Below are 19,478 nucleotides of genomic sequence, written 5' to 3' on the forward strand. Positions count from 1 at the left end.
AGCGTCGGTCCCCGCCGTCAGCGCAGCAGTGTCGGCGTCGCCGCGGCGAGTACGGCCGCGATCCGGTCCCAGGTCTCCTCGTCGCGGGGCACCGGAGGCAGGAGCGCTCCCGTTCCCGTGCCCCAGGCGGTGGCCAGGGCAACCGGGTCGGCGCCGGTGACGGCTCCCGCGGCGAGGGCGGCGGCGCCGAGGGCCACGAGTTCGTCGGCGGCGGGGACGACCACGGGGCGCCCGGAGAGCCTGCGGACGGTCTCGGTCCAGGTCCGGCCGCGGGCCCCGCCCCCGATCAGGCGCAGCGGACGGTCCCGCACGGCGGGTGCGACCGGGTCGAGGCCGCAGGCGGCGAGGAGTCCGTCGAGGGCGCGCAGCACGGTGTACGCCGCCCCCTCGTACGCGGCGCCGAGGACCGCCCGGGGGTCGGTGCCGTGCCGGAGTCCGGTGACGAGCCCGGCGGCGTGCGGCAGGTCGGGGGTGCGCTCGCCGTCGAGGTACGGGAGGACGACGACACCGCCGCCCGGTGCGGCGTCCTCGCGGTCGAGGCCGAGGAGGGTGGCGAACCGGTCCACGGCGAGCGTGCAGTTGAGGGTGCAGCCGAGCGGCAGGTACGTGCCGTCCGTCGCGGCGAAGCCGGCGAGTCCGGGGTCGGCGGGGCGGGCGCGGGTGGCCGCGAAGACCGTGCCGGAGGTGCCGAGGCTGACGACGGGGTGGTCGAGCAGGCCCGCGCCGCCGAGTCCGAGACCGACCGCGGCGGCCATGTTGTCGCCGGTCCCGGCGGCGACGGCGACCGTGCGGGGGAGGCCGAGGGCCTCGGCGGCGGCCGGGGTGAGGGTGCCGACGCGGGTGGCGCCGGAGGGGGCGACGGCCGGCAGCAGGGCCGGGTCCAGGCCGATGAGGTCCAGGACGTCCGGGTCGTAGGCGCCGGTGGCGGTCCCGTACCAGCAGGTGCCGGAGGCGTCCCCGGGGTCGGTGACGGCGGCTCCCGAGAGGAGCTCGGTGAGGTGGTCGTGCGGGAGGCGGACGCCTCGTACGGCCTCGGCGCGGTCCGGCTCGTGCTCGCGCAGCCACTGCCACTTGGCGGCGGTCATGGAGGCGACGGGGACGGAACCGGTCCGCTCCAGCCAGGACGCGGGGCCGCCGAGGCGGGCGGCGAGGGCGGCCGCCTGCGGTGCGGAGCGGGTGTCGTTCCAGAGCAGCGCGGGCCGCGACGGGCGGCCGTCGGCGCCGAGGGTGACGAGGCCGTGCTGCTGGCCGGCGACCGCGATGCCGGTGACGGACGCCGCCGGGACGTCCGCCTCCCGTACGGCTTCGCGGACGGCCGCGGCGAGTGCGGTCCACCATTCCCCGGGGTCGCTCTCGCGCGCCCCCGCGGCGCCGCCGACGGAGTGCGGGGCGCGGCCGAGAGCGAGGAGCTCGCCGGTGTCGGCGTCGACGGCGGCGGCCTTGGTGGACTGCGTGGAGCTGTCCACGCCGATCACGACGGAGCGGCTCGCGGGCACGCCCTCACCTCATCTCTCGACTCGTCCGGGGACTGGCGCCGAGCGGCCCCGTCCCGTATTAGTTATCTCAGAAAACAAATCCGTAGGCCAGTAGCTGGGAGTCACCATGCCGGAACGCTTCTCACCCACGCCCGAGGACCGGTTCACCTTCGGTCTGTGGACCGTCGGCTGGCAGGGCCGCGACCCCTTCGGCGAGGCCACCCGCCCCGCCCTCGACCCCGTGGAGGCCGTCGAGCGGCTCGCCGCCCTCGGCGCGTACGGCATCACCTTCCACGACGACGACCTGATCCCCTTCGGGGCGCCGGACGCCGAGCGGGACGCGATCGTCAAGCGCTTCCGGGCCGCCCTGGACCGCACCGGGCTCGCCGTGCCGATGGCGACCACGAACCTCTTCAGCCACCCCGTCTTCAAGGACGGCGCCTTCACCGCCAACGACCGGGACGTGCGCCGCTTCGCCCTGCGCAAGACCCTCCGCAACATCGATCTGGCCGTCGAGCTCGGCGCCACCACCTACGTCGCCTGGGGCGGCCGGGAGGGCTCCGAGTCCGGCGCGGCCAAGGACGTCCGGGTCGCGCTCGACCGCATGAAGGAGGCCTTCGACCTGCTCGGCCAGTACGTCACCGAGCAGGGCTACGACCTGCGCTTCGCGATCGAGCCCAAGCCGAACGAGCCGCGCGGCGACATCCTGCTGCCCACCATCGGGCACGCGCTCGCCTTCATCGAGCGCCTGGAGCGCCCCGAACTCGTCGGCGTGAACCCGGAGACGGGTCACGAGCAGATGGCCGGGCTCAACTTCCCGCACGGCATCGCGCAGGCTCTGTGGGCGGGCAAGCTCTTCCACATCGACCTGAACGGCCAGTCCGGCATCAAGTACGACCAGGACTTCCGCTTCGGGGCGGGCGACCTGCGCCAGGCGTTCTGGCTGGTGGACCTGCTGGAGACGGCCGGATACGAGGGCCCGCGCCACTTCGACTTCAAGCCGGTGCGCACGGACGGTTTCGACGGGGTGTGGGAGTCCGCGAAGAACTGCATGCGGAACTACCTGATCCTCAAGGAGCGCGCGGCCGCCTTCCGCGCCGACCCGGACGTCGTGGCGGCGCTCGCCGCCTCACGGCTGCCCGAGCTCGCCGTCCCCACCGCCGCCGACGGTCTCGCGGGGCTGCTCGCCGACCCCGCGGCGTACGAGACGTTCGACCCGGACGCGGCGGCGGCACGCTCGATGGCCTTCGAGCACCTGGACCAACTGGCCCTGGAGCACCTGCTCGGCGTGCGCTGACCGCCCGAACGGGCCGCCGGCCGCGGCCCGACGCGGCGGCTGGTCGCACGGACGCGGCCCTGCGACACTGCGTACCGCAGGGCGACGGCGCCGCCTGGGACAGGGCCGCCGCCCGAACCGGACCGTCCCCGAGGAACCCGTGATGCGTGTCGCCCTCTTCGTCACCTGCGTCAACGACGCCGTCTTCCCGTCGACGGGCGTGGCAACGGTCCGGCTCCTCGAACGGCTCGGCGTGACCGTCGACTTCCCGGCGGCGCAGTCCTGCTGCGGGCAGCCGCAGTTCAACACCGGCTACCGCGCGGAGACCGCGCCGCTGGTACGGCGCACGGTCCGGGCCTTCGAGGGGTACGACCACGTCGTCACCCCGTCCGGTTCGTGCGCGGCGATGGTGCGGCACCACTACCCGCCGTTCGGCGCGGAGGCCGGGGCCCTTGCCCCGCGCGTGCACGAGCTGACGGAGTTCCTGGTGGACGTGCTCGGCGTGACGGACGTCGGCGCGTACTTCCCGCACCGGGTGACGTACCACCCCTCCTGTCACGGCCTGCGGCTCCTCGGCCTCGGCGAGCGGCCCCGGCGGCTCCTGGAGGCCGTGAAGGGCCTGGAGCTCGTCGAGCTGCCGGGCGCGGAGGAGTGCTGCGGCTTCGGCGGCACCTTCGCGGTGAAGAACCCCGACGTCTCGGCGGCGATGGGCGCCGACAAGATCACGAACGCGCTGTCCACGGGCGCGGAGGTGCTGTGCGGCGCGGACAACTCCTGTCTGCTGCACGTGGGCGGCATGCTGAGACGCCAGGAGGCGCCGCTGCGGGCGCTGCACCTGGCGGAGATCCTGGCGAGCACGGAAGAGGAGCCCTGGCGGTGAGTGACAGGAAGGGGCGCGCGTCAGCGCGTGACGAGGGGCGGCGGCCGGGCGACGGGCGGGCCTTCCTCGGCATGCCGGCCTTTCCCGAGGCCGCGCGGGAGGCCGTGGGCGACGCGACGCTGCGCGCCACTCTCCGCCACGCCACCCACACCATCCGGGACAAGCGGGCGCGGGCCGTGGCCGAGCTGGACGACTGGGCCGCGCTCCGCGAGGCGGGCAGGCGGATCAAGGACGAGACGCTCCGTCATCTCGACACGCACCTGCTCCGGTTGGAGGAGTCGGTGACGGCGGCGGGCGGCACGGTGCACTGGGCGGCGGACGCGGCGGAGGCCAACCGGATCGTCACCGGACTCGTGCGGGCCACCGGAGAGACCGAGGTCGTCAAGGTCAAGTCGATGGCCACCCAGGAGATCGGGCTCAACGAGCACCTGGAGGCCGAGGGGATCGCCGCGTACGAGACGGATCTCGCGGAGCTGATCGTCCAGCTCGGCGAGGACCGCCCCTCACACATCCTGGTCCCCGCGATCCACCGCAACCGCGGTGAGATCCGTGACATCTTCCGCGAGAAGATGGGGAGTTGGGGCCGTCCCGCGCCGGAGGGGCTGAGCGACGCTCCGGCCGAACTGGCCGAGGCCGCCCGGCTGCACCTGCGGGAGAAGTTCCTGCGGGCCAAGGTCGGGATCTCCGGCGCGAACTTCATGGTCGCCGAGACCGGCACCCTCGTCGTCGTCGAGTCCGAGGGCAACGGACGGATGTGCCTGACCCTCCCCGAGACCCTCATCTCGGTCGTGGGCGTGGAGAAGGTCGTGCCGACCTGGCGGGACCTGGAGGTCTTCCTCCAGACGCTCCCCCGCTCCTCGACGGCCGAGCGGATGAACCCGTACACGAGCATGTGGACGGGCACCGCCGACGGCGACGGGCCGGGCACCTTCCACCTGGTCCTCCTCGACAACGGGCGCACCGACGCGCTCGCCGACGAGGTGGGGCGGCAGGCGCTGCGCTGCATCCGCTGCTCGGCCTGTCTCAACGTCTGCCCGGTGTACGAGCGGGCCGGGGGCCACGCGTACGGCTCGGTCTACCCCGGCCCGATCGGCGCGATCCTGACCCCGCAGCTGCGCGGCACGGCGAGCGAGGTCGACGCCTCCCTGCCGTACGCCTCCTCGCTGTGCGGCGCCTGCTACGAGGTGTGCCCCGTCGCCATCGACATCCCCGAGGTGCTCGTGCACCTGCGGGAGCGGGTGGCCGAGGAGGGCGGGAAGGGCCACCGCCTGGAGCGGGCCGCGATCAAGGCGTCCACCTGGGTCCTGGACCACCCCGGTGTGCTCGCCGCGGGCGAGCGCCTCGCGTCCGCGACCCGCAAGGCGCTCCCCAGGCGGCTGCCCGGCCCGGGCGCCCGCCAGTGGACCGACCACCGCGACCTGCCCGAACTGCCCGCCGAACCGTTCCGCGACTGGTGGAAGAAGAACCGCACATGACCGGCTCCCGCGCGGAACCCCGCCGGCGGGCGCCGCTCATGACCGACCTCCAGCCACGGAACCCCGCGAGGAGCAACCGCAGATGACCGACTCCCGCGCGCGGATCCTCGCCCGGATCCGTGCCGCCGTCGCCGACGCGCCCGAGGCCGAACCCGTCGCCCGCGACTACCGGACCAGCCACACCCCGGACGACCCGGACGCCCTCCTCGACCTGCTCCACGAGAACCTCGCCGACTACCGGGCTCACGTCCACCGCACCACCCCCGACGGTCTGGCCGGACTCCTCGCGAGGCTCCTCGCGGAGCGGGGCGCGCGCAGCGTCGTCGTGCCGCCCGGGCTGCCCGGGGAGTGGCTCTCCGCGGCCGAGGTGGAGCTGCGGTCGGACGAGCCCCGGGCGACCCCGTACGAACTGGACGGCACGGACGCCGTGGTGACGGGGTGCGCGGTCGCGATCGCCGAGACCGGCACGATCGTCCTCGACGGCGGTCCGGGCCAGGGCCGCCGGGCGCTCACGCTCGTCCCCGATCTGCACCTCTGTGTGGTGCGGGCCCCGGAGCAGGTGGTGGCCTCGGTGCCGCTCGCGCTCCCCCGGCTGGACCCGGCGCGCCCGCTGACCTGGATCTCGGGTCCTTCCGCGACGAGCGACATCGAACTGGACCGGGTGGAGGGCGTCCACGGGCCGCGGACCCTGGAGGTCGTCCTGGTGACCGGAGGCTGAGAGGGGGCTCCGGCCGCTCGTCAGTCGGCCTCCGGTTCGGCGAGCAGGTCGTCGACGAGGGCGAGGCGCGTCTCGGGGAAGTACTCCGCGATCGCCTCGCGCATCATCGCCTCGCCCTCCGGGTCGGGGGTTCCGCACTTCTCCCGGGTCTCCCGGTCGGGCCAGCGCGCGTACGCCACCCAGGTCCCGTCGTCCGCCTTGTGGAGCCGGGAGCCGTAGCTTCCGCACTCCTGGTGGATGGCCAGGGTCACCCGGTGCCAGCCGTCGATGAGCAACTGCTCCCGCCCCGGGCGCAGCCGCCACCGGTAGACCACCGCGAACATCTTCCGCCTCCCTCGTCACGGCCGACGGCCCGCGCCGACGCCGGGAACGACTGAACTATACCGACCAGTTCACCGTCAAGACTGAACGGTTCGGTCGATGGGAGCGATCCGGCGCCCGGATCACGCCCCGTCAGGCTCCGGCGACCACGCGCCTCCGCGGCAGGGCGACCAGCACGGCGGCTCCGACGAGAGCCGCACTCGTCCAGAGCGGGCCCCGGTCACCGGCCGCCGTGCCGAGGGCCACCGCCGCGAGGAGCGGACCGACGACGGCTCCGGCGTTGAGCGCGGCCGTCGCGTAGGCGCCGGCCAGGGTGGGGGCACCGTCGGCCTCGTGGAGGACCCGGGTGATCAGAGTGGCGCCCACCGCGAACGACAGCGCGCCCAGGACGAACACGAGGACCAGGAGGGCGCCCGGCCACGCGGCGAGCAGTGCCAGGGCCGGCCAGCCCGCGAGCAGCAGCGGGGCCCCGACGGCGAGGACGAACCCGGGGCGCCGGTCGGCGAGCCGTCCGGCGGCGGTCACCCCGGCGAAGGAGCCCGCGCCGAAGAGCACCAGGACGACGGGGACCCACACGGCGCCGAGCCCGGTCGTGCCGGTCACCAGGGGCGCGAGGAAGGTGAAGCTGCCGAAGGTGGCGGCGTTCACGAGTGCGCCGAGCAGCATGACCAGGAGGAGCCGCGGACGCCTCAGCCGCGAGAGCTCCGCCCGCAACGACGGCCGTCCCGCCTCGCCCCCTTCCGGGTCGGGGACGCCGCGGAGGATGCCGAGGACGGCGGGCAGGCAGAGGAGGGCGACCGCCCAGAACGCGGCACGCCAGCCGAACAGCGTGCCGAGCAGCGCGCCGCCGGGGACGCCGGCGATCGTGGCCGCGGTCGTGCCGGACAGCAGGACGGCGAGTGCGCGGCCCTTCCGCTCGGGCGGGACGAGGGCGGCTGCGGTGGTCAGGGCGACGGCGAGGAACCCGGCGTTCGCGAGGGCGGCGACGACACGCGTGGCGAGAAGCACGGGGAAGCTCGTGGTGAGGGCGGCCAGGACGTGGGCGGCCAGGAACACGAGGACGAACGCGAGGAGGCCGGACCTGCCGGACCGGCCGCGGGCGAGCACGGCCGTCAGGGGGGCGCCGGCGACCATCCCGACGGCGAAGGCCGAGGTGAGCAGACCGGCGGTCCCGACGGGGACGTCGAGCTCGGTGGCGATGTCCGGCAGGAGGCCGGCGAGCATGAACTCGGAGGTGCCCATGGCGAAGACGGCCAGGGCGAGCAGGTAGAGCGGGAGAGGCATCGAGGCTCCGGGGTGAGGAGAAGCACGAGAGGACTCGTCTCGTCACCGCGGTCAGCGCCCCAGGCGCGTGCCGGTGTACTCAGTGGTGCAGGGGGCTGACGGCGTGACCGAAAGCCCCCACCCTGGATGCTTCGGGGCTCGACATGCCGGGCAGGCTACCGTGCTCTCCCGCCCGGGGCATCCGGTTTTCCGGCCCGGCGGATCACGGTGTCGCCACCCAGGCGCCGTCGCGCATGATGTCCCGTCCCTCCAGCTCGGGCTCCTCCAGCCAGGCCTGGACGCCCGTCGGGCGCACGCGGAACCAGTGGTACGCGGGACCCGAGCCGCGGGGGTCCCAGCCCGTCTTCGTGTGGAAGGCGTCCGCGACCTCCACCGGCACCTCCCGCGGCCCGAAGGCCGTGACCTCGCCGTCGAGCAGGACGACGTCGCGCGTGTGCCCGAGCGCCAGCCGGGCCCGGCCCCCGGCGGCGAGGTTGCGGCCGGTGGGGTTGCCGATGCGGGTGCACAGCCAGAGGTGGGTGCCGTCCCAGAGGAAGGAGAGCGGCACGAGGTACGGCTCTCCGGCCGCGTCCGCCGTGGACACCCAGATGTCCTGTTCCTCGTCGAGACGACCGAGAACGTCCCGTACACGGCGGGCGGGGTCACGCGGAGTCTGAGTCTTCGTCATGCTCCAGACCGTACGGGGCCGTTCCGGGAAAGCCTCGCGCGGGGCCTGGTCACAGCACGGGCGCCCCGGCGCCCTCGTGCCCGACGACCGGTCCGGGATCAGGGGCGCAGCAGGGGGAATCCGGCCCGCTCCCAGAGCGCGCGGAGAACGACGGGACCGTCCGGCCCCTCGCCCTCGTCATCGGTCCGCCACACCTTCGCCCGCCCGGTGACGCAGTCGTACGGCGGCCAGCCGGGGTCTCCGGTGGCGGCGAAGTCGGCCCAGGCCCGCACCATCCGGCGGGCCAGTCCGTGGTCGGCGGTGGTGGGCGCGCCGCCGATGAGGAAGGCCACGCAGTCCTTGCCGACGTTGCCGAAGGCGAAGGGGACGTCCGCGCAGTGCCAGGCCCTCACGGCCTCGTGCGGGCCGCGGCGCCGGCGGTCGAAGCGCGCCAGGAACGCCCGGCCGCCGCCCCGGGTGTGCTGCTCGGCGAGCCGGTGGGCGTACTCCCCGAAGAGGAGGTCGCCGAAGACGGCCAGGTACACGTCGAGCACCGGGGCCTCGGGCCGCGCGGCGCGATAGCCGGCGACGAGTCCGTCCGGGAGCCCGAAGTCCTGCGCGAATCGGTCCAGTTGTTCCTGGGTGGTGACCTTCGCGCTGCTGCCGACGGCGTCGAGCAGCCAGTACTCCTCACTGGTGTGGCAGACGAGGAGGTCCACGTCCCGGCCCGCTCCGGCGGCGAGCCCGGTGAGCGGGTCGGCGGGCAGGACGTCCCCGTCGAGGACGGGGGCGTAGAGCGAGGGGTCGTAGTGGCGCGACCCGGAGGCGGGGTCGCGCCGGTACTTCTCGACGACCTGGTCGGAGGCGCTGACCAGGGCCTGCGGGGTCGCGGCGGCCAGGCCCTCGGCGGTGGCCGGGCAGCCCGCCGCGGCGGCCACCTCGCGGGTGGTCGCGGCGGCGATGTCGGGCGTGTAGTGGGGGCTGGCGGGGCTGTGGACGACGGCGCGGTGGAACAGGCCGCGCGCCCGGTCCATCACCATGAGGCAGGCGACCGAAGCCGCGCCGGAGGACTGGCCGGCGACCGTGACGTTCCCGGGGTCGCCGCCGAACGCGGCGATGTTCTCCCGCACCCAGCGCAGGGCCGCGACCTGGTCGAGCAGGCCCCGGTTGTCGGGGTACGACGTCCCTCCGGAGGCCGCGATGTGCCCGAACCCCTCGAAGCCGAGCCGGTGGTTGAGGGTGACCACGACCAGACCGGCGCGGGCCAGGGCGTCGCCGTCGAAGTCGGGCTGGGCCGAGGAGCCGAAGGGGTAGGCGCCGCCGTGGATCCAGACCAGGACGGGCAGCGAACCGCCGTCCGGGGCCGGGGTCCACACGTTGACGGTGAGGATGTCCTCGTCGCCGGGCGACCACACGGGCGAGCCGGGCAGCTCCGCCGACTGCGGGGCGACGGCGCCGAAGGCCGTGCAGTCCCGTACCCCGGTCCATGCGGCCGCCGGGGCGGGTTCCCGGAACCGGAGGCCGCCGAACGGCGGTGCGGCGTAGGGGATTCCGAGCACGGCGACGACGTCGGCGGAGGCCCGGAAGCCTCGCACCGCACCGCGCGTCGTCCTGAAGATGTCCATGGCCTCAGCCTGCCATCGCGCCCTTGACCGGCACCAACACCAAGATCACGCCGATTCACGCAGAACCGGTGTCAATGCCGGTGCGCAGGGGTCCCTCGCGCCGGCGCCGCCTGCCGTAGGCGACGGTCAGGACCGCCAGCAGCGGCCCCCACAGCACCAGCGGTGCGTAGCAGACGTAGTACGAGACGGCCGTCCAACCACCGGTCCGGCTCGGGAAGTCGGCGGGCAGGGTGTCGCCCCGGATGGTGGTGCCCATGATCTCGGTGGTGAGGGTCAGTACGGTCCACAGGAGCGTGAGCGCCGTGGCGCCGAGGGCGGCGGGGACGAGCACCGCGGCCGGAGGGATCCTTCGGCCGCGCAGGGCCGGGACCCAGGAGGGGACGACCTCGCCCCAGCGGGCGACGAGCCCGATCGCGGTGAACGCGACGGCTTCGGAGAAGAGCGAGAGGAAGACGATGTACAGGCGTTCGCCGATGCCGATCCCGGCGTCGAAGGCGGCGGGGAGTCGCCAGAGCCCGGCGGGGAGGACGGTGAACGGCACGGCGTAGGCCAGGAGTCGGGTGCGGCGCGAGACCCCCGGGACGGGCCGGTGGGCGGAGCGCCAGGCGGCACGGAACCGGCCGGGGGCGACCGGTGCGCGGTCCTCGCTGCGCGGAAGCGTCGTCATCACGCGGTCCTCGGTGTCGGTGGGCCGGCGGTCGGCCCCTCACCGACGACGATCCCGCCCGCGAGCTGCCGCCGGATCACCCACCGGACCGAACCCCCTCCGCCGCACGGACGAGAGGGGGTCGCCCCGAGGTCGCGGGCGCTCCCTTCGGCGGCGCCCCCTCGGCCTCAGCTCAGCCGGGTGTCCGCGTAGACGGTCATCGCGCGCCGCTGGTACTCGGCGAGACCGTCGGCGATCCGGTCGAAGTTCTCGCGGAACCGGCTGTCCTCGACGTAGGTCCGGGCCAGCCCCCGGTACGCCTCGGCGCACGGGGTCCAGAAACGGCAGACGTCGCGGTAGTGGGCCTCCACCTCGGCCTGGACCGCCGGGTCGGCGGCGGGCGTACCGGCGGCCATGTGCTCGGCGAAGCGGATCATCTGGGCGGTGACGTCGCGCTGCCACTGCTCGGTGGCCTCGGGGGTCAGCCCTTCGACGGCCTGCCGGGACTGCTCGTACGCCTCCGGCCACCGCTCCCGGGCCTCGGCCTCGATCCCGGGGTCGGCCTGGAAGCCCTCGAAGAGGTTCTCGGGGCGGTTGATGCTCACCATGTCCTGGTCCTCGCTTTCCTCGAGTTCGGCGATGGTGCGGGCGACCGTGCGGGCCAGGGTGCCGAGCCGGTCCTGCTCCACGAGCAGCCGGGCGTGGTGCTCGCGCAGGACGGCCACGCGGTCGGCCCCGCTGTCCAGGACCTCCCGGATCTCGCGCAGGCCGAGGTCCAGCTCCCGCATGAGCAGGATCTGCTGGAGGCGCAGCAGCTGGGGCTCCTCGTAGTGGCGGTGCCCGTCGCTCGCGGTCCACGCGGGCGTCAGCAGACCGATCTCGTCGTAGTGCCGCAGCGTCCGGGAGGTCACCCCGGACATCCGGGCCACGTCCGCGATCGACCAGGCCATGACGGTGTCCTTCCTTCGCCGGGGGCCGGTGTCTCCGGCCCCGTACGAAGACCGTAGGAGTTGACGCCGCGTCAACCGCAAGTCCGTCAGGCCCCGCCGCCGGGGGCGAAGCCGCCCCGGAGGGTCGTGCGGCCGCCGTCGGGGCCGGTCAGGAGCACGGTGTACGTGTCGGCCGAGGCCTCGCGTACGCCTTCGGCGTGGTTGTACTGGGCGGCGAAGGTGTGGGGGCCGGGCGGCACCGTGCGGCCCGCCTTGAGCGTCCACGTGTAGACCAGGGCCCCTGGCTCCTCCGTCACCGTGACGGTGAAGTCCTCGGCGGGGCGGGTGCGCCAGTGGCCGGTGCTCACGACGCCGGGGGTACGGGCGATCCGCAGCTCGACGGTGAGGCCGGCGACCGGCGAGTCCGTCATCACGGCGAGGTCGCTCTGCGCCCACCAGCGGTTGCTGCCGGGGTCGATCGTGCCGGCCGCCCTGGCCGTGGGGCCGGGTGCGGGCAGGGCGGTGGCGGGCCCGGCGTGCCGGTCGTCGAGGGTGGTCACCGCGAGGCCGCCGAGGCCGACGACCCCCGCGACGGCCGCGGTGACGGCGACGACCGCGGTCCAGCGGCGTCGCCCGCTCCAGCGGCCCGGGGCCCGGGTGCGCCGCCCGGCCGGGGCGGGCGCGGCGAGGCCGCGTTCCACCCTGGCGAGGATGCGCGCGTGGTCGGGCCGGTGCGCGTGCGCCGCCTCCCGCAGCTCGCGGCGGAGCTGTGCCTCGTCCATCAGTGCCTCCCCGCGGCGAGTTCGGTGGCGGCCCGGTCGCCGAGCAGCCGCTGGAGTTCCGCCATGCCCTTGGAGGTCTGGCTCTTGACCGTGCCGACGGAGACGCCGAGCGCGAGGGCGGTGTCGCGTTCGGAGAGGTCGAAGGCGTGCCGGAGCACGACACAGGCGCGCTTGCGGAAGGGCAGCGCGCGCAGTGCGGTGCGGACGTCGACGACGGCGGGGACGTCCGGGTCCTCGGTGTGCTCCGGGCGCCGGTCCCAGAAGGCGGCGATCCGGCGCCGTTCACGGACGGTGCCGCGGATGCGGGTGCGGACGAGGTTGGTGACGACGCCCCGGGCGTAGGCGGCGGGGTGGTCGGCGGCGCGGACCCGGTCCCAGCGGTTCCAGAGGGCGAGCATGGCGTCGGCGGCGAGGTCGTCCGCGGCATCGGTCTCGCCGGTCAGCAGATGGGCGAGGCGCGCGAGTTCGGCGTAGTGGCGCTCGAAGAAGGCCCGGAACTCCGCCGCTCTGTCGTCGTCCTCATCGCCCGGCGCGAACACGACCGTCCTCGGTGCGCGAGAGGGCGCGGGCGCCGGCGGGGCGTGCGGCATCGGCGAGGGTGACCACGTACGCGCTCCTGGACGTTTCCCGGTGTTCCGGGCGTCCGCCCGACGATTCGGCTCCCGACCCTAGGCGTCGGCTCGACGAGCTGTCCAGCCGGGTCGGCCGAAGGCCGGGCGGACCCTTGCGGGGGCCGCCCGGCCTCGTCGTACGCGGAGCCCGCTCTCGCGGGGCGGCTGTTATTCGAGCAGCTCCGCGTACGAGCCCATGGCCAGGGCGATGTCCGCCTGGGCCCAGAACCGGTGGTACGTGAAGACGGGGGCGGCGCCGCCCGCCAGGTAGGCCTCGATCTTCGGCCAGGCCGGGTCGTTCTCGTAGAAGGAGCGGATCGAGGCGAAGGTCGACGAGGAGTTCACCGCATCGCCGTTCGGCATGGTGCCGGTCCAGCCGCTCGGCACGTACACGGGGTCGTCGAAGCGGTTGTAGTCGGCGCGGGTCTCCGGGACGGCGATGCCCAGCGGGTCCTGGTGGTGGTCCCACATGCCGTCGAGGAGTGCCTTCGCGACCCGCTCGGCCTCGGCGTGGCCGGACTTGGCCGCGTAGTAGGTGAGCGTCTTGGCGTAGGCGGCGGCGACGCCGACGTCGTCGGTGTAGTCGGCGACGGTGACGTGCAGTCCGGCGTTGGCTCCGGGGTTCGCCGCGTTCCAGGTGTCGGGCGCGCCGGACCACTGGAGGGTGGAGGGGATGCGGTAGGTGCCGTCCGGGTTGATCGTGGTCCTGGACAGGGCCCAGCTCACCCACTTGTCGAGGACGGTCTTCGCCTTCGTGTCGCCGGTCTGCTGGTAGTACTCGGCCACCCGCTCCATCGACCAGGCCTGGAAGCCGAACCACTGGTTCGACGCGGGGTCGTGGTAGACGGGCTTCTCGTCGTAGTACATGCCGTGGAAGGTGGGGGTGCCGGCCGGCGGGGTGGCGTAGCGGCCCTGCCAGCTGTTGGTGGCGCCGCCCGCGATGGCCCCCTCGTCCGACTGGAGCCACCGGTAGAACTCCAGTTGCCGGCCGAGGCTGGTCGCCCAGTCCGCCGCGCCCGTCGTCGACCTGGGCTTCAGCGGGGCGTAGGAGCTGAGGGCGTAGGCGGCGAGCGGATTCTGGTAGCCGCCGTGGGCGTGGCTGGAGCCGATGCGCCAGGACCAGCCGGCCGAGGTGTCGGTGGCGCCGCCCCAGGCGTAGTACCAGGACATCAGGTAGTGGGCGCTGTCCTTGCCCGTGCCGGCCGGGCAGGCGGTCGGTCCGACGCAGTCGCCGACCTTCTTGAAGTACTTGTCGAACATGGCGTAGCGCAGGTAGTCGCCCATCTTGGCGGCCTTGCCGACGGTCGCGGAGACCTGGCCGCCCTTGCCCTGCTGCTTGGCCCAGAGGTCGGCCCAGTAGGCGGCCTGGACGGCGCGGGCGTCGGCGTCGGGCGCGTTGGTGTACTTCCACTGCTTGGCGTAGGAGGCGTCCCCGGTGAAGAGGTCCAGGTAGCCGTTCTTCCCGCCGTAGGAGAAGGTGTCGCAGGTGGGGTGGGTGACGGTCTCCCAGACGGACTCCTGCGGGCCGCGCTGGAAGGTGTTGATGTACGAGGGGCCGGTCGCCGTCGGTCCGGCGGAGCACTTCCCGGGCTCGTTGCCGAAGCCGTACACGTTGTCGACGTCCTGGATCCAGTGCATGCCGTAGACGTCGTCGGTGCCGTAGGCGCTCTTGAGCTCGGCGGCGATCGGGTCGGAGCCGGAGGTGACGCCGGAGTCGAGCTTCGCCGGGTACTGGGAGGGGAGGTCCCACTCGGGGGCGTACGTCGCCGGCTTGGCCGCGTTGTAGGAGGAGGAGGTGGGCTGGTCGGCGTGGGCGGGGATCATGAATTTCTCCATGGTGTCCCAGGCGCCGTTGAACTTGGTCCAGTCGCCGGTGATCTTGCCGTACATGGCCTGGAGCCAGATGAGGTAGCTGTACGCCTCGGAGGTCGTCTCGTGCCCGTGGTCGGGCGCCTCGACGATCAGGGTCTCCACGGAGTGGTACGGGATGCCCTCGGGCGAGAAGTAGCCGTTGGCCGGGTCGGTGATCTTCCCGTGGAGGGCGAGGAAGCGGGCGTCGTACGTGGAGTTCGCGGCCAGCTGGGCGACGGTGACCTCCGCCTTGGTGTGGCCGGGGGCGGTCGCCGTGAAGACGGCCGATCCGGTGCCCGTGGACGCGGCGGCGACGGTCACCTTCTGGGCGGTGCTCCAGTTCGCCGGGGTGAAGGTGAGCGTGGCCGGGGTCGCGGTGAGGTTGGTGTTGCCGGAGGTACGGGCGATGCTCACGGTGACGTTGGCGGTGGGGGCGGTGGAGAGCCTCAGGTCGAAGGTGCCGGTGCTGCCCTGGCGTACGCCGAGCCGGCTCGGGGAGGCGACGAGCGCGGGTCCGGCGGCGACGGTGATGCCGACGGGCGCCGACTCCGCGGAGGCGCCGAGGCTGTCGTAGGCCTTGGCGTACAGGGAGTGCGTGCCGGTGGTGAGACCGCTCGCGCTGTGGGTGTAGGGCGCGGTGGTGTCGGTGCCGAGGAGGGTGGTGTCGCTGTAGAACTCCACCTTGCTCACGGTGGCGCTGTCGGCCGCGGCCGCGGTGGCGGCGAGCGGCACCGCGTCACCCTCGGTGTAGACCGCTCCGGGGGCCGGACTGGTCAGGACCGCGACCGGGGGCTGATGGGCGCCGGCGCACGGGGTGCCGTTGACGGCGAAGCCGGTGGGGGCCGCGTTCGTCCCGCTGTAGGTGAACTGGGCACCGGTGGTGGTGGCGGCGCCCGCGGCGAGGGTGCCGTTCCAGGACGCGTTGGTCACCGTGACGTTCCTGCCGGACTGCGACCAGACGCCGCTCCAGCCGTTGGTGAGTCTCTGGTCGCCGGCGTAGGAGTACGTCAGCGTCCAGCCGTTCAGGGGCTCGGCGGCCCGGTTGGTGAGCGTGAGTTCGGCGGTGAAGCCCGAACCCCAGTCGTTGGTCCTGTAGTCGACGCTGCACTGGACGGCGGCGGCCTGGGCCGTGGTGGCGCCGACGGCCGTGAGGCCGAGGGGGAGGGAGAGCGCGGCGGCCAGGGCGGTCAGCTGCCGGCGTGGTCGCGTTCGCGGTCGGAGGCGTGACATGTGGGTGGTTCTCCTCGCGGCTCGGGAGGTCGGGGATGCGAAGAGCTGGAAGGTGCGACAGTCAAGCTCTGAACCAGTGGGAGCGCTCCCACTGTGCAGTTGGGGCCCAACGCCGTCAAGGTGTGTGAGGAAGTCGAAGCCAAAAGCCGGGGAATTTACCCAACTCCTCTTTTCCTTGGCGGTAGTTGCCGCTACGGTCTGCCCCGACCCAGTGGGAGCGATTCCATCCAGTCGGCACACCGTCAGGAGTGTGCCCTCGCTGTGAGGACTCGCTCATGCGACATCCCCCACGTCTGTCCGCGCTGCTCGCAGGAGCGGCGCTCACGATGGCGAGCACCGCTCTCGCCGTCATGGGTACGGCCGCCGGAGCCTCGGCCGCACCCGCCTGCACGGTGGAGTACTCCGTCGTCGGCCAGTGGGCCGGCGGCTATCAGGGCGCCGTCACCGTCACCAACAACGGTGCCGCGCTGAGCGGTTGGAGCCTCGGCTTCGACTTCCCGGCCGGTCAGGTGGTCGGTCAGGGCTGGGGCGGGAAGTGGTCCCAGTCCGGAGCCTCCGTCACGGTCGTCAACGAGAGCTGGAACGGCGCGCTCGGCACGGGCGCGAAGGTCTCGGGCGGCTTCATCGCCTCCTGGACGGGTGCCAACACGGCGCCCACCGCGTTCACGCTCAACGGCACGCCGTGCGGCACGGACACCCCGACGCCGACACCCACCCCGACCTCCACGACGCCGACCCCGACGCCCACGCCCACGCCCACCACCCCGACGACCCCACCCACCACTCCCCCCACCACACCTCCGACCACGCCCCCGACCCCCGTGACCGGTGCGCCCGAACTCGGCGTCTCCGGCAACAGGTTCACCGACCAGAACGGCGCCACCCGACGCCTCCTCGGCGTCAACCGCTCCGGCGGCGAGTTCATGTGCGTCCAGGGCTACGGCTTCTTCGACGGTCCCGTCGACGACGCCTCCGTCAAGGCGATCGCCGACTGGAAGGCCAACACCGTCCGCATCCCCCTCAACGAGGAGTGCTGGCTCGGACTCGACAACATCGAGCCCGAGTACCGGGGCGCCCCCTACGTCGCCGCCGTCAAGGACCTGGTGGCCAAGGTGCTCGCCCACGGCATGACCCCCGTGGTCGAACTGCACTGGACCCACGGCCAGTACACCGGGAACTCGTCGGGCTGCTCCGACGTGCACGCCTCCTGCCAGAAGCCGATGCCCGGCGCCCAGTACACCCCGGCGTTCTGGACCTCGGTCGCGAACACCTTCAAGAACGACAGGCGGGTCGTCTTCGACCTGTTCAACGAGCCCTACCCGGACCGGGCCACCTCCACCGCGGCACAGGCCTGGTCCTGCTGGCGCGACGGAGGCACCTGCCCCGGCATCGGCTACGAGGTCGCCGGCATGCAGGACCTGGTCGACGCCGTCCGCGCCACGGGAGCGAGAAACCTCGTCCTCGTACCGGGCCTCGCGTACTCCAACGACCTGAGCCAGTGGCTCGCGCACCGCCGCACGGACCCGGCGGGCAATCTGGCCGCCGCCTGGCACGTCTACAACTTCAACACCTGCTCCGACGAGACGTGCTGGAGCGACACCCTCGCCCCGGTGGCCGCCCAGGTCCCCCTTCTCGCGGGCGAGATCGGCGAGAACACCTGCGGACACGCGTTCATCGACCGCGTCATGAAGTGGTTCGACGACCGCGGCCTCTCGTACCTGGGCTGGACCTGGAACACCTGGAACTGCAACTCCGGTCCCGCGCTGATCACTTCGTACGACGGCACGCCCACCGCGTTCGGCATCGGGCTGCGCGACCACCTGCGCGCCCTCACCCCCTGAACCGCACCTCCTGACCGCACCTCCCGCACCATACCTCCCGCACCACACCTCTGAAAGGAATCCCCACCCGCATGAGCCGCACCCGTCGCACCAGCCGCACCGCCCTCCTGGCGGCACTCGGCCTCATCACGGCCACCGGCGCCACCGCCACCGTCTTCGGCACCGCCGCCGCCGGCGCCGCCACCCCCGGCTGCAAGGTCGACTACCAGATCACCAACCAGTGGAACACCGGCTTCGGCGCCAACGTGACCGTCACCAACACCGGTGACCCGGTGGCCGCCTGGACCCTGGAGTGGTCCTACGCCGGCAACCAGCAGGTCACCCAGGGCTGGAACGCCACCCTCACCCAGTCCGGCGCAGCCGTGACCGCCAAGAACGTCTCCTACAACGGGACCCTGGCCACCGGAGGTTCCACCTCCTTCGGCTTCAACGGCTCCTACAGCGGCACCAACGCCGTACCGGCGACCTTCAAGCTCAACGGAGTCGTCTGCAACGGCGCCACCGAGCCGACGACACCCCCGACCACGCCGCCCACCACTCCCCCGACCACCCCGCCGACCACGCCGCCCACCACCCCGCCGGCCGGCACCAAGGCCGACAACCCGTACGCCGGCGCCAAGGTGTACGTGAACCCCGAGTGGTCCGCGAAGGCCGCGGCCGAGCCCGGAGGCACCAAGGTCTCCCAGCAGCCCACCGGCGTCTGGCTGGACCGGATCGCCGCGATCAACGGTTCGAGCACCTCCATGGGCCTGCGCGCCCACCTCGACGAAGCCCTGAAGCAGAAGGGTTCCGGCGAGCTCGTGGTCCAGCTCGTCATCTACAACCTGCCCGGCCGCGACTGCGCCGCCCTCGCCTCCAACGGCGAGCTCGGCCCGACGGAGATCGGCCGCTACAGGACCGAGTACATCGACCCGATCGCCGCGATCCTCGCCGACTCCAAGTACGCGGGGCTGCGGATCGTCACCACGGTCGAGATCGACTCCCTGCCCAACCTGGTCACCAACGTCTCCGGACGCCCCACCGCCACCGCCAACTGCGACGTCATGAAGGCGAACGGCAACTACATCACCGGCGTCGGCTACGCGCTCAAGAAGCTCGGCGCGATCGGCAACGTCTACAACTACATCGACGCCGGCCACCACGGCTGGCTGGGCTGGGACGACAACTTCGGCCCCTCCGCCGAACTCTTCAAGCAGGCCGCCACGGCCGAGGGCTCGACCCTCTCCAACGTGCACGGCTTCATCGTCAACACCGCCAACTACAGCGCCCTGAAGGAGGACCACTTCACAATCGGCGACAGCGTGAACGGCGTCTCCGTGCGCCAGTCCAAGTGGGTGGACTGGAACCGCTACACCGACGAACTGTCGTACGCCCAGGCCATGCGCACCAAGCTCGTGTCGCTCGGCTTCGACGCCGGCCTCGGCATGCTGATCGACACCTCCCGCAACGGCTGGGGCGGCACCGCCCGGCCCACCGGTCCGGGCGCCACGACCAGCGTCGACACGTACGTCAACGGCGGCCGCTACGACCGGCGCCTCAACCCCGGCAACTGGTGCAACCAGTCCGGTGCGGGCCTCGGCGAGCGCCCCCAGGCGGCCCCGGCCGCGGGCATCGACGCGTACGTCTGGATGAAGCCCCCGGGCGAGTCCGACGGCGCCTCGAAGGAGATCCCGAACGACGAGGGCAAGGGCTTCGACCGGATGTGCGACCCGACGTACACCGGCAACGTCCGTAACGGGAACAGCATGTCGGGCGCGCTGCCGGACGCCCCGCTCGCGGGCAAGTGGTTCTCGGCCCAGTTCCAGGAGCTCCTGAAGAACGCACACCCGGCGCTGTAGCTCCCGCCGCACCGGGCGGCCCCGGGGGATCCGGATCCCCCGGGGCCGCC

At 73.2% G+C, this 19,478-nt stretch carries 16 protein-coding genes; 6 read left to right on the top strand and 10 right to left on the bottom strand.

Translation table 11 applies throughout. The features are described from left to right. Positions 1-17 precede the first annotated feature (17 nt). Positions 18-1,496, bottom strand: a complete 1,479-nt coding sequence (gene xylB / locus IE237_RS23790; RefSeq protein WP_189804127.1) for a xylulokinase — start codon at positions 1,494-1,496, stop codon at positions 18-20. Positions 1,497-1,602: 106 nt separating this feature from the next. On the opposite strand from xylB, the gene xylA reads away from it, so the two are divergent. The 4 genes from xylA to IE237_RS23810 all read left to right on the top strand — a co-directional run bounded on the left by xylA (position 1,603) and on the right by IE237_RS23810 (position 5,824). Continuing rightward, positions 1,603-2,772: a xylose isomerase gene (xylA, locus tag IE237_RS23795; protein ID WP_189804128.1), complete on the top strand. Its 1,170-nt coding sequence runs from the start codon at positions 1,603-1,605 to the stop codon at positions 2,770-2,772. Between the two features lie 142 nt (positions 2,773-2,914). Further along, positions 2,915-3,631 carry a (Fe-S)-binding protein gene (locus IE237_RS23800; RefSeq protein ID WP_189804129.1) on the top strand — a complete coding sequence of 239 codons (717 nt, stop codon included), beginning with the start codon at positions 2,915-2,917 and terminating at the stop codon, positions 3,629-3,631. A 71-nt stretch (positions 3,632-3,702) separates the two neighbouring features. Further along, positions 3,703-5,106 (top strand): lactate utilization protein B, encoded by a 1,404-nt coding sequence (locus IE237_RS23805; RefSeq protein WP_189804275.1) that lies wholly within the window; start codon positions 3,703-3,705, stop codon positions 5,104-5,106. Positions 5,107-5,188: 82 nt separating this feature from the next. Further along, positions 5,189-5,824 carry a LutC/YkgG family protein gene (locus IE237_RS23810; RefSeq protein WP_189804130.1) on the top strand — a complete coding sequence of 212 codons (636 nt, stop codon included), beginning with the start codon at positions 5,189-5,191 and terminating at the stop codon, positions 5,822-5,824. 20 nt (positions 5,825-5,844) lie between these two features. Here IE237_RS23810 and IE237_RS23815 read toward each other — a convergent pair whose 3' ends face one another. The 9 genes from IE237_RS23815 to IE237_RS23855 form a co-directional block, all read right to left on the bottom strand. Continuing rightward, positions 5,845-6,147: an antibiotic biosynthesis monooxygenase gene (locus IE237_RS23815; RefSeq protein ID WP_189804131.1), complete on the bottom strand. Its 303-nt coding sequence runs from the start codon at positions 6,145-6,147 to the stop codon at positions 5,845-5,847. A 130-nt stretch (positions 6,148-6,277) separates the two neighbouring features. After that, positions 6,278-7,429, bottom strand: a complete 1,152-nt coding sequence (locus IE237_RS23820) for a Cmx/CmrA family chloramphenicol efflux MFS transporter (RefSeq protein WP_189804132.1) — start codon at positions 7,427-7,429, stop codon at positions 6,278-6,280. A 202-nt stretch (positions 7,430-7,631) separates the two neighbouring features. Continuing rightward, a complete protein-coding gene (locus IE237_RS23825) occupies positions 7,632-8,096 on the bottom strand; it encodes a pyridoxamine 5'-phosphate oxidase family protein (RefSeq protein WP_189804133.1) in 465 nt (154 codons plus the stop codon). 98 nt (positions 8,097-8,194) lie between these two features. Then, positions 8,195-9,700, bottom strand: a complete 1,506-nt coding sequence (locus tag IE237_RS23830) for a carboxylesterase/lipase family protein (protein WP_189804134.1) — start codon at positions 9,698-9,700, stop codon at positions 8,195-8,197. A gap of 55 nt (positions 9,701-9,755) precedes the next feature. Further along, positions 9,756-10,367, bottom strand: coding sequence for a hypothetical protein (locus IE237_RS23835; protein WP_189804135.1), 612 nt, complete (start codon positions 10,365-10,367; stop codon positions 9,756-9,758). 167 nt (positions 10,368-10,534) lie between these two features. Further along, positions 10,535-11,296, bottom strand: a complete 762-nt coding sequence (locus IE237_RS23840) for a MerR family transcriptional regulator (protein WP_189804136.1) — start codon at positions 11,294-11,296, stop codon at positions 10,535-10,537. An 86-nt stretch (positions 11,297-11,382) separates the two neighbouring features. After that, positions 11,383-12,057: a hypothetical protein gene (locus IE237_RS23845; RefSeq protein WP_189804137.1), complete on the bottom strand. Its 675-nt coding sequence runs from the start codon at positions 12,055-12,057 to the stop codon at positions 11,383-11,385. After that, positions 12,057-12,596 carry a SigE family RNA polymerase sigma factor gene (locus IE237_RS23850; RefSeq protein WP_189804138.1) on the bottom strand — a complete coding sequence of 180 codons (540 nt, stop codon included), beginning with the start codon at positions 12,594-12,596 and terminating at the stop codon, positions 12,057-12,059. The genes IE237_RS23845 and IE237_RS23850 overlap by 1 nt, the downstream gene beginning before the upstream one ends. 240 nt (positions 12,597-12,836) lie before the next feature. Next, a complete protein-coding gene (locus IE237_RS23855; protein WP_189804139.1) occupies positions 12,837-15,749 on the bottom strand; it encodes a glycoside hydrolase family 48 protein in 2,913 nt (970 codons plus the stop codon). A 275-nt stretch (positions 15,750-16,024) separates the two neighbouring features. On the opposite strand from IE237_RS23855, the gene IE237_RS23860 reads away from it, so the two are divergent. Both IE237_RS23860 and IE237_RS23865 read left to right on the top strand, forming a co-directional pair. Then, positions 16,025-17,590: a cellulase family glycosylhydrolase gene (locus tag IE237_RS23860; protein ID WP_189804140.1), complete on the top strand. Its 1,566-nt coding sequence runs from the start codon at positions 16,025-16,027 to the stop codon at positions 17,588-17,590. 71 nt (positions 17,591-17,661) lie between these two features. Then, on the top strand, positions 17,662-19,428 hold the full coding sequence (locus IE237_RS23865; protein WP_189804141.1) for a glycoside hydrolase family 6 protein: 1,767 nt from the start codon (positions 17,662-17,664) through the stop codon (positions 19,426-19,428). Positions 19,429-19,478: the final 50 nt, after the last annotated feature.

The sequence above is a fragment of the Streptomyces tanashiensis genome, from assembly GCF_014648895.1.
Taxonomy (GTDB): Bacteria; Actinomycetota; Actinomycetes; order Streptomycetales; family Streptomycetaceae; genus Streptomyces; species Streptomyces tanashiensis.

Coding starts and splice junctions, on each gene's coding strand:
- xylA (WP_189804128.1), top strand. CDS start 1,603: ATGCCGGAACGCTTCTCACCCACGCCCGAGGACCGGTTCACCTTCGGT.
- IE237_RS23865 (WP_189804141.1), top strand. CDS start 17,662: ATGAGCCGCACCCGTCGCACCAGCCGCACCGCCCTCCTGGCGGCACTC.
- IE237_RS23835 (WP_189804135.1), bottom strand. CDS start 10,367: ATGACGACGCTTCCGCGCAGCGAGGACCGCGCACCGGTCGCCCCCGGC.
- IE237_RS23800 (WP_189804129.1), top strand. CDS start 2,915: ATGCGTGTCGCCCTCTTCGTCACCTGCGTCAACGACGCCGTCTTCCCG.
- IE237_RS23805 (WP_189804275.1), top strand. CDS start 3,703: ATGCCGGCCTTTCCCGAGGCCGCGCGGGAGGCCGTGGGCGACGCGACG.
- IE237_RS23820 (WP_189804132.1), bottom strand. CDS start 7,429: ATGCCTCTCCCGCTCTACCTGCTCGCCCTGGCCGTCTTCGCCATGGGC.
- IE237_RS23830 (WP_189804134.1), bottom strand. CDS start 9,700: ATGGACATCTTCAGGACGACGCGCGGTGCGGTGCGAGGCTTCCGGGCC.
- IE237_RS23815 (WP_189804131.1), bottom strand. CDS start 6,147: ATGTTCGCGGTGGTCTACCGGTGGCGGCTGCGCCCGGGGCGGGAGCAG.
- IE237_RS23855 (WP_189804139.1), bottom strand. CDS start 15,749: ATGTCACGCCTCCGACCGCGAACGCGACCACGCCGGCAGCTGACCGCC.
- IE237_RS23860 (WP_189804140.1), top strand. CDS start 16,025: ATGCGACATCCCCCACGTCTGTCCGCGCTGCTCGCAGGAGCGGCGCTC.
- IE237_RS23810 (WP_189804130.1), top strand. CDS start 5,189: ATGACCGACTCCCGCGCGCGGATCCTCGCCCGGATCCGTGCCGCCGTC.
- IE237_RS23840 (WP_189804136.1), bottom strand. CDS start 11,296: ATGGCCTGGTCGATCGCGGACGTGGCCCGGATGTCCGGGGTGACCTCC.
- IE237_RS23825 (WP_189804133.1), bottom strand. CDS start 8,096: ATGACGAAGACTCAGACTCCGCGTGACCCCGCCCGCCGTGTACGGGAC.
- IE237_RS23845 (WP_189804137.1), bottom strand. CDS start 12,057: ATGGACGAGGCACAGCTCCGCCGCGAGCTGCGGGAGGCGGCGCACGCG.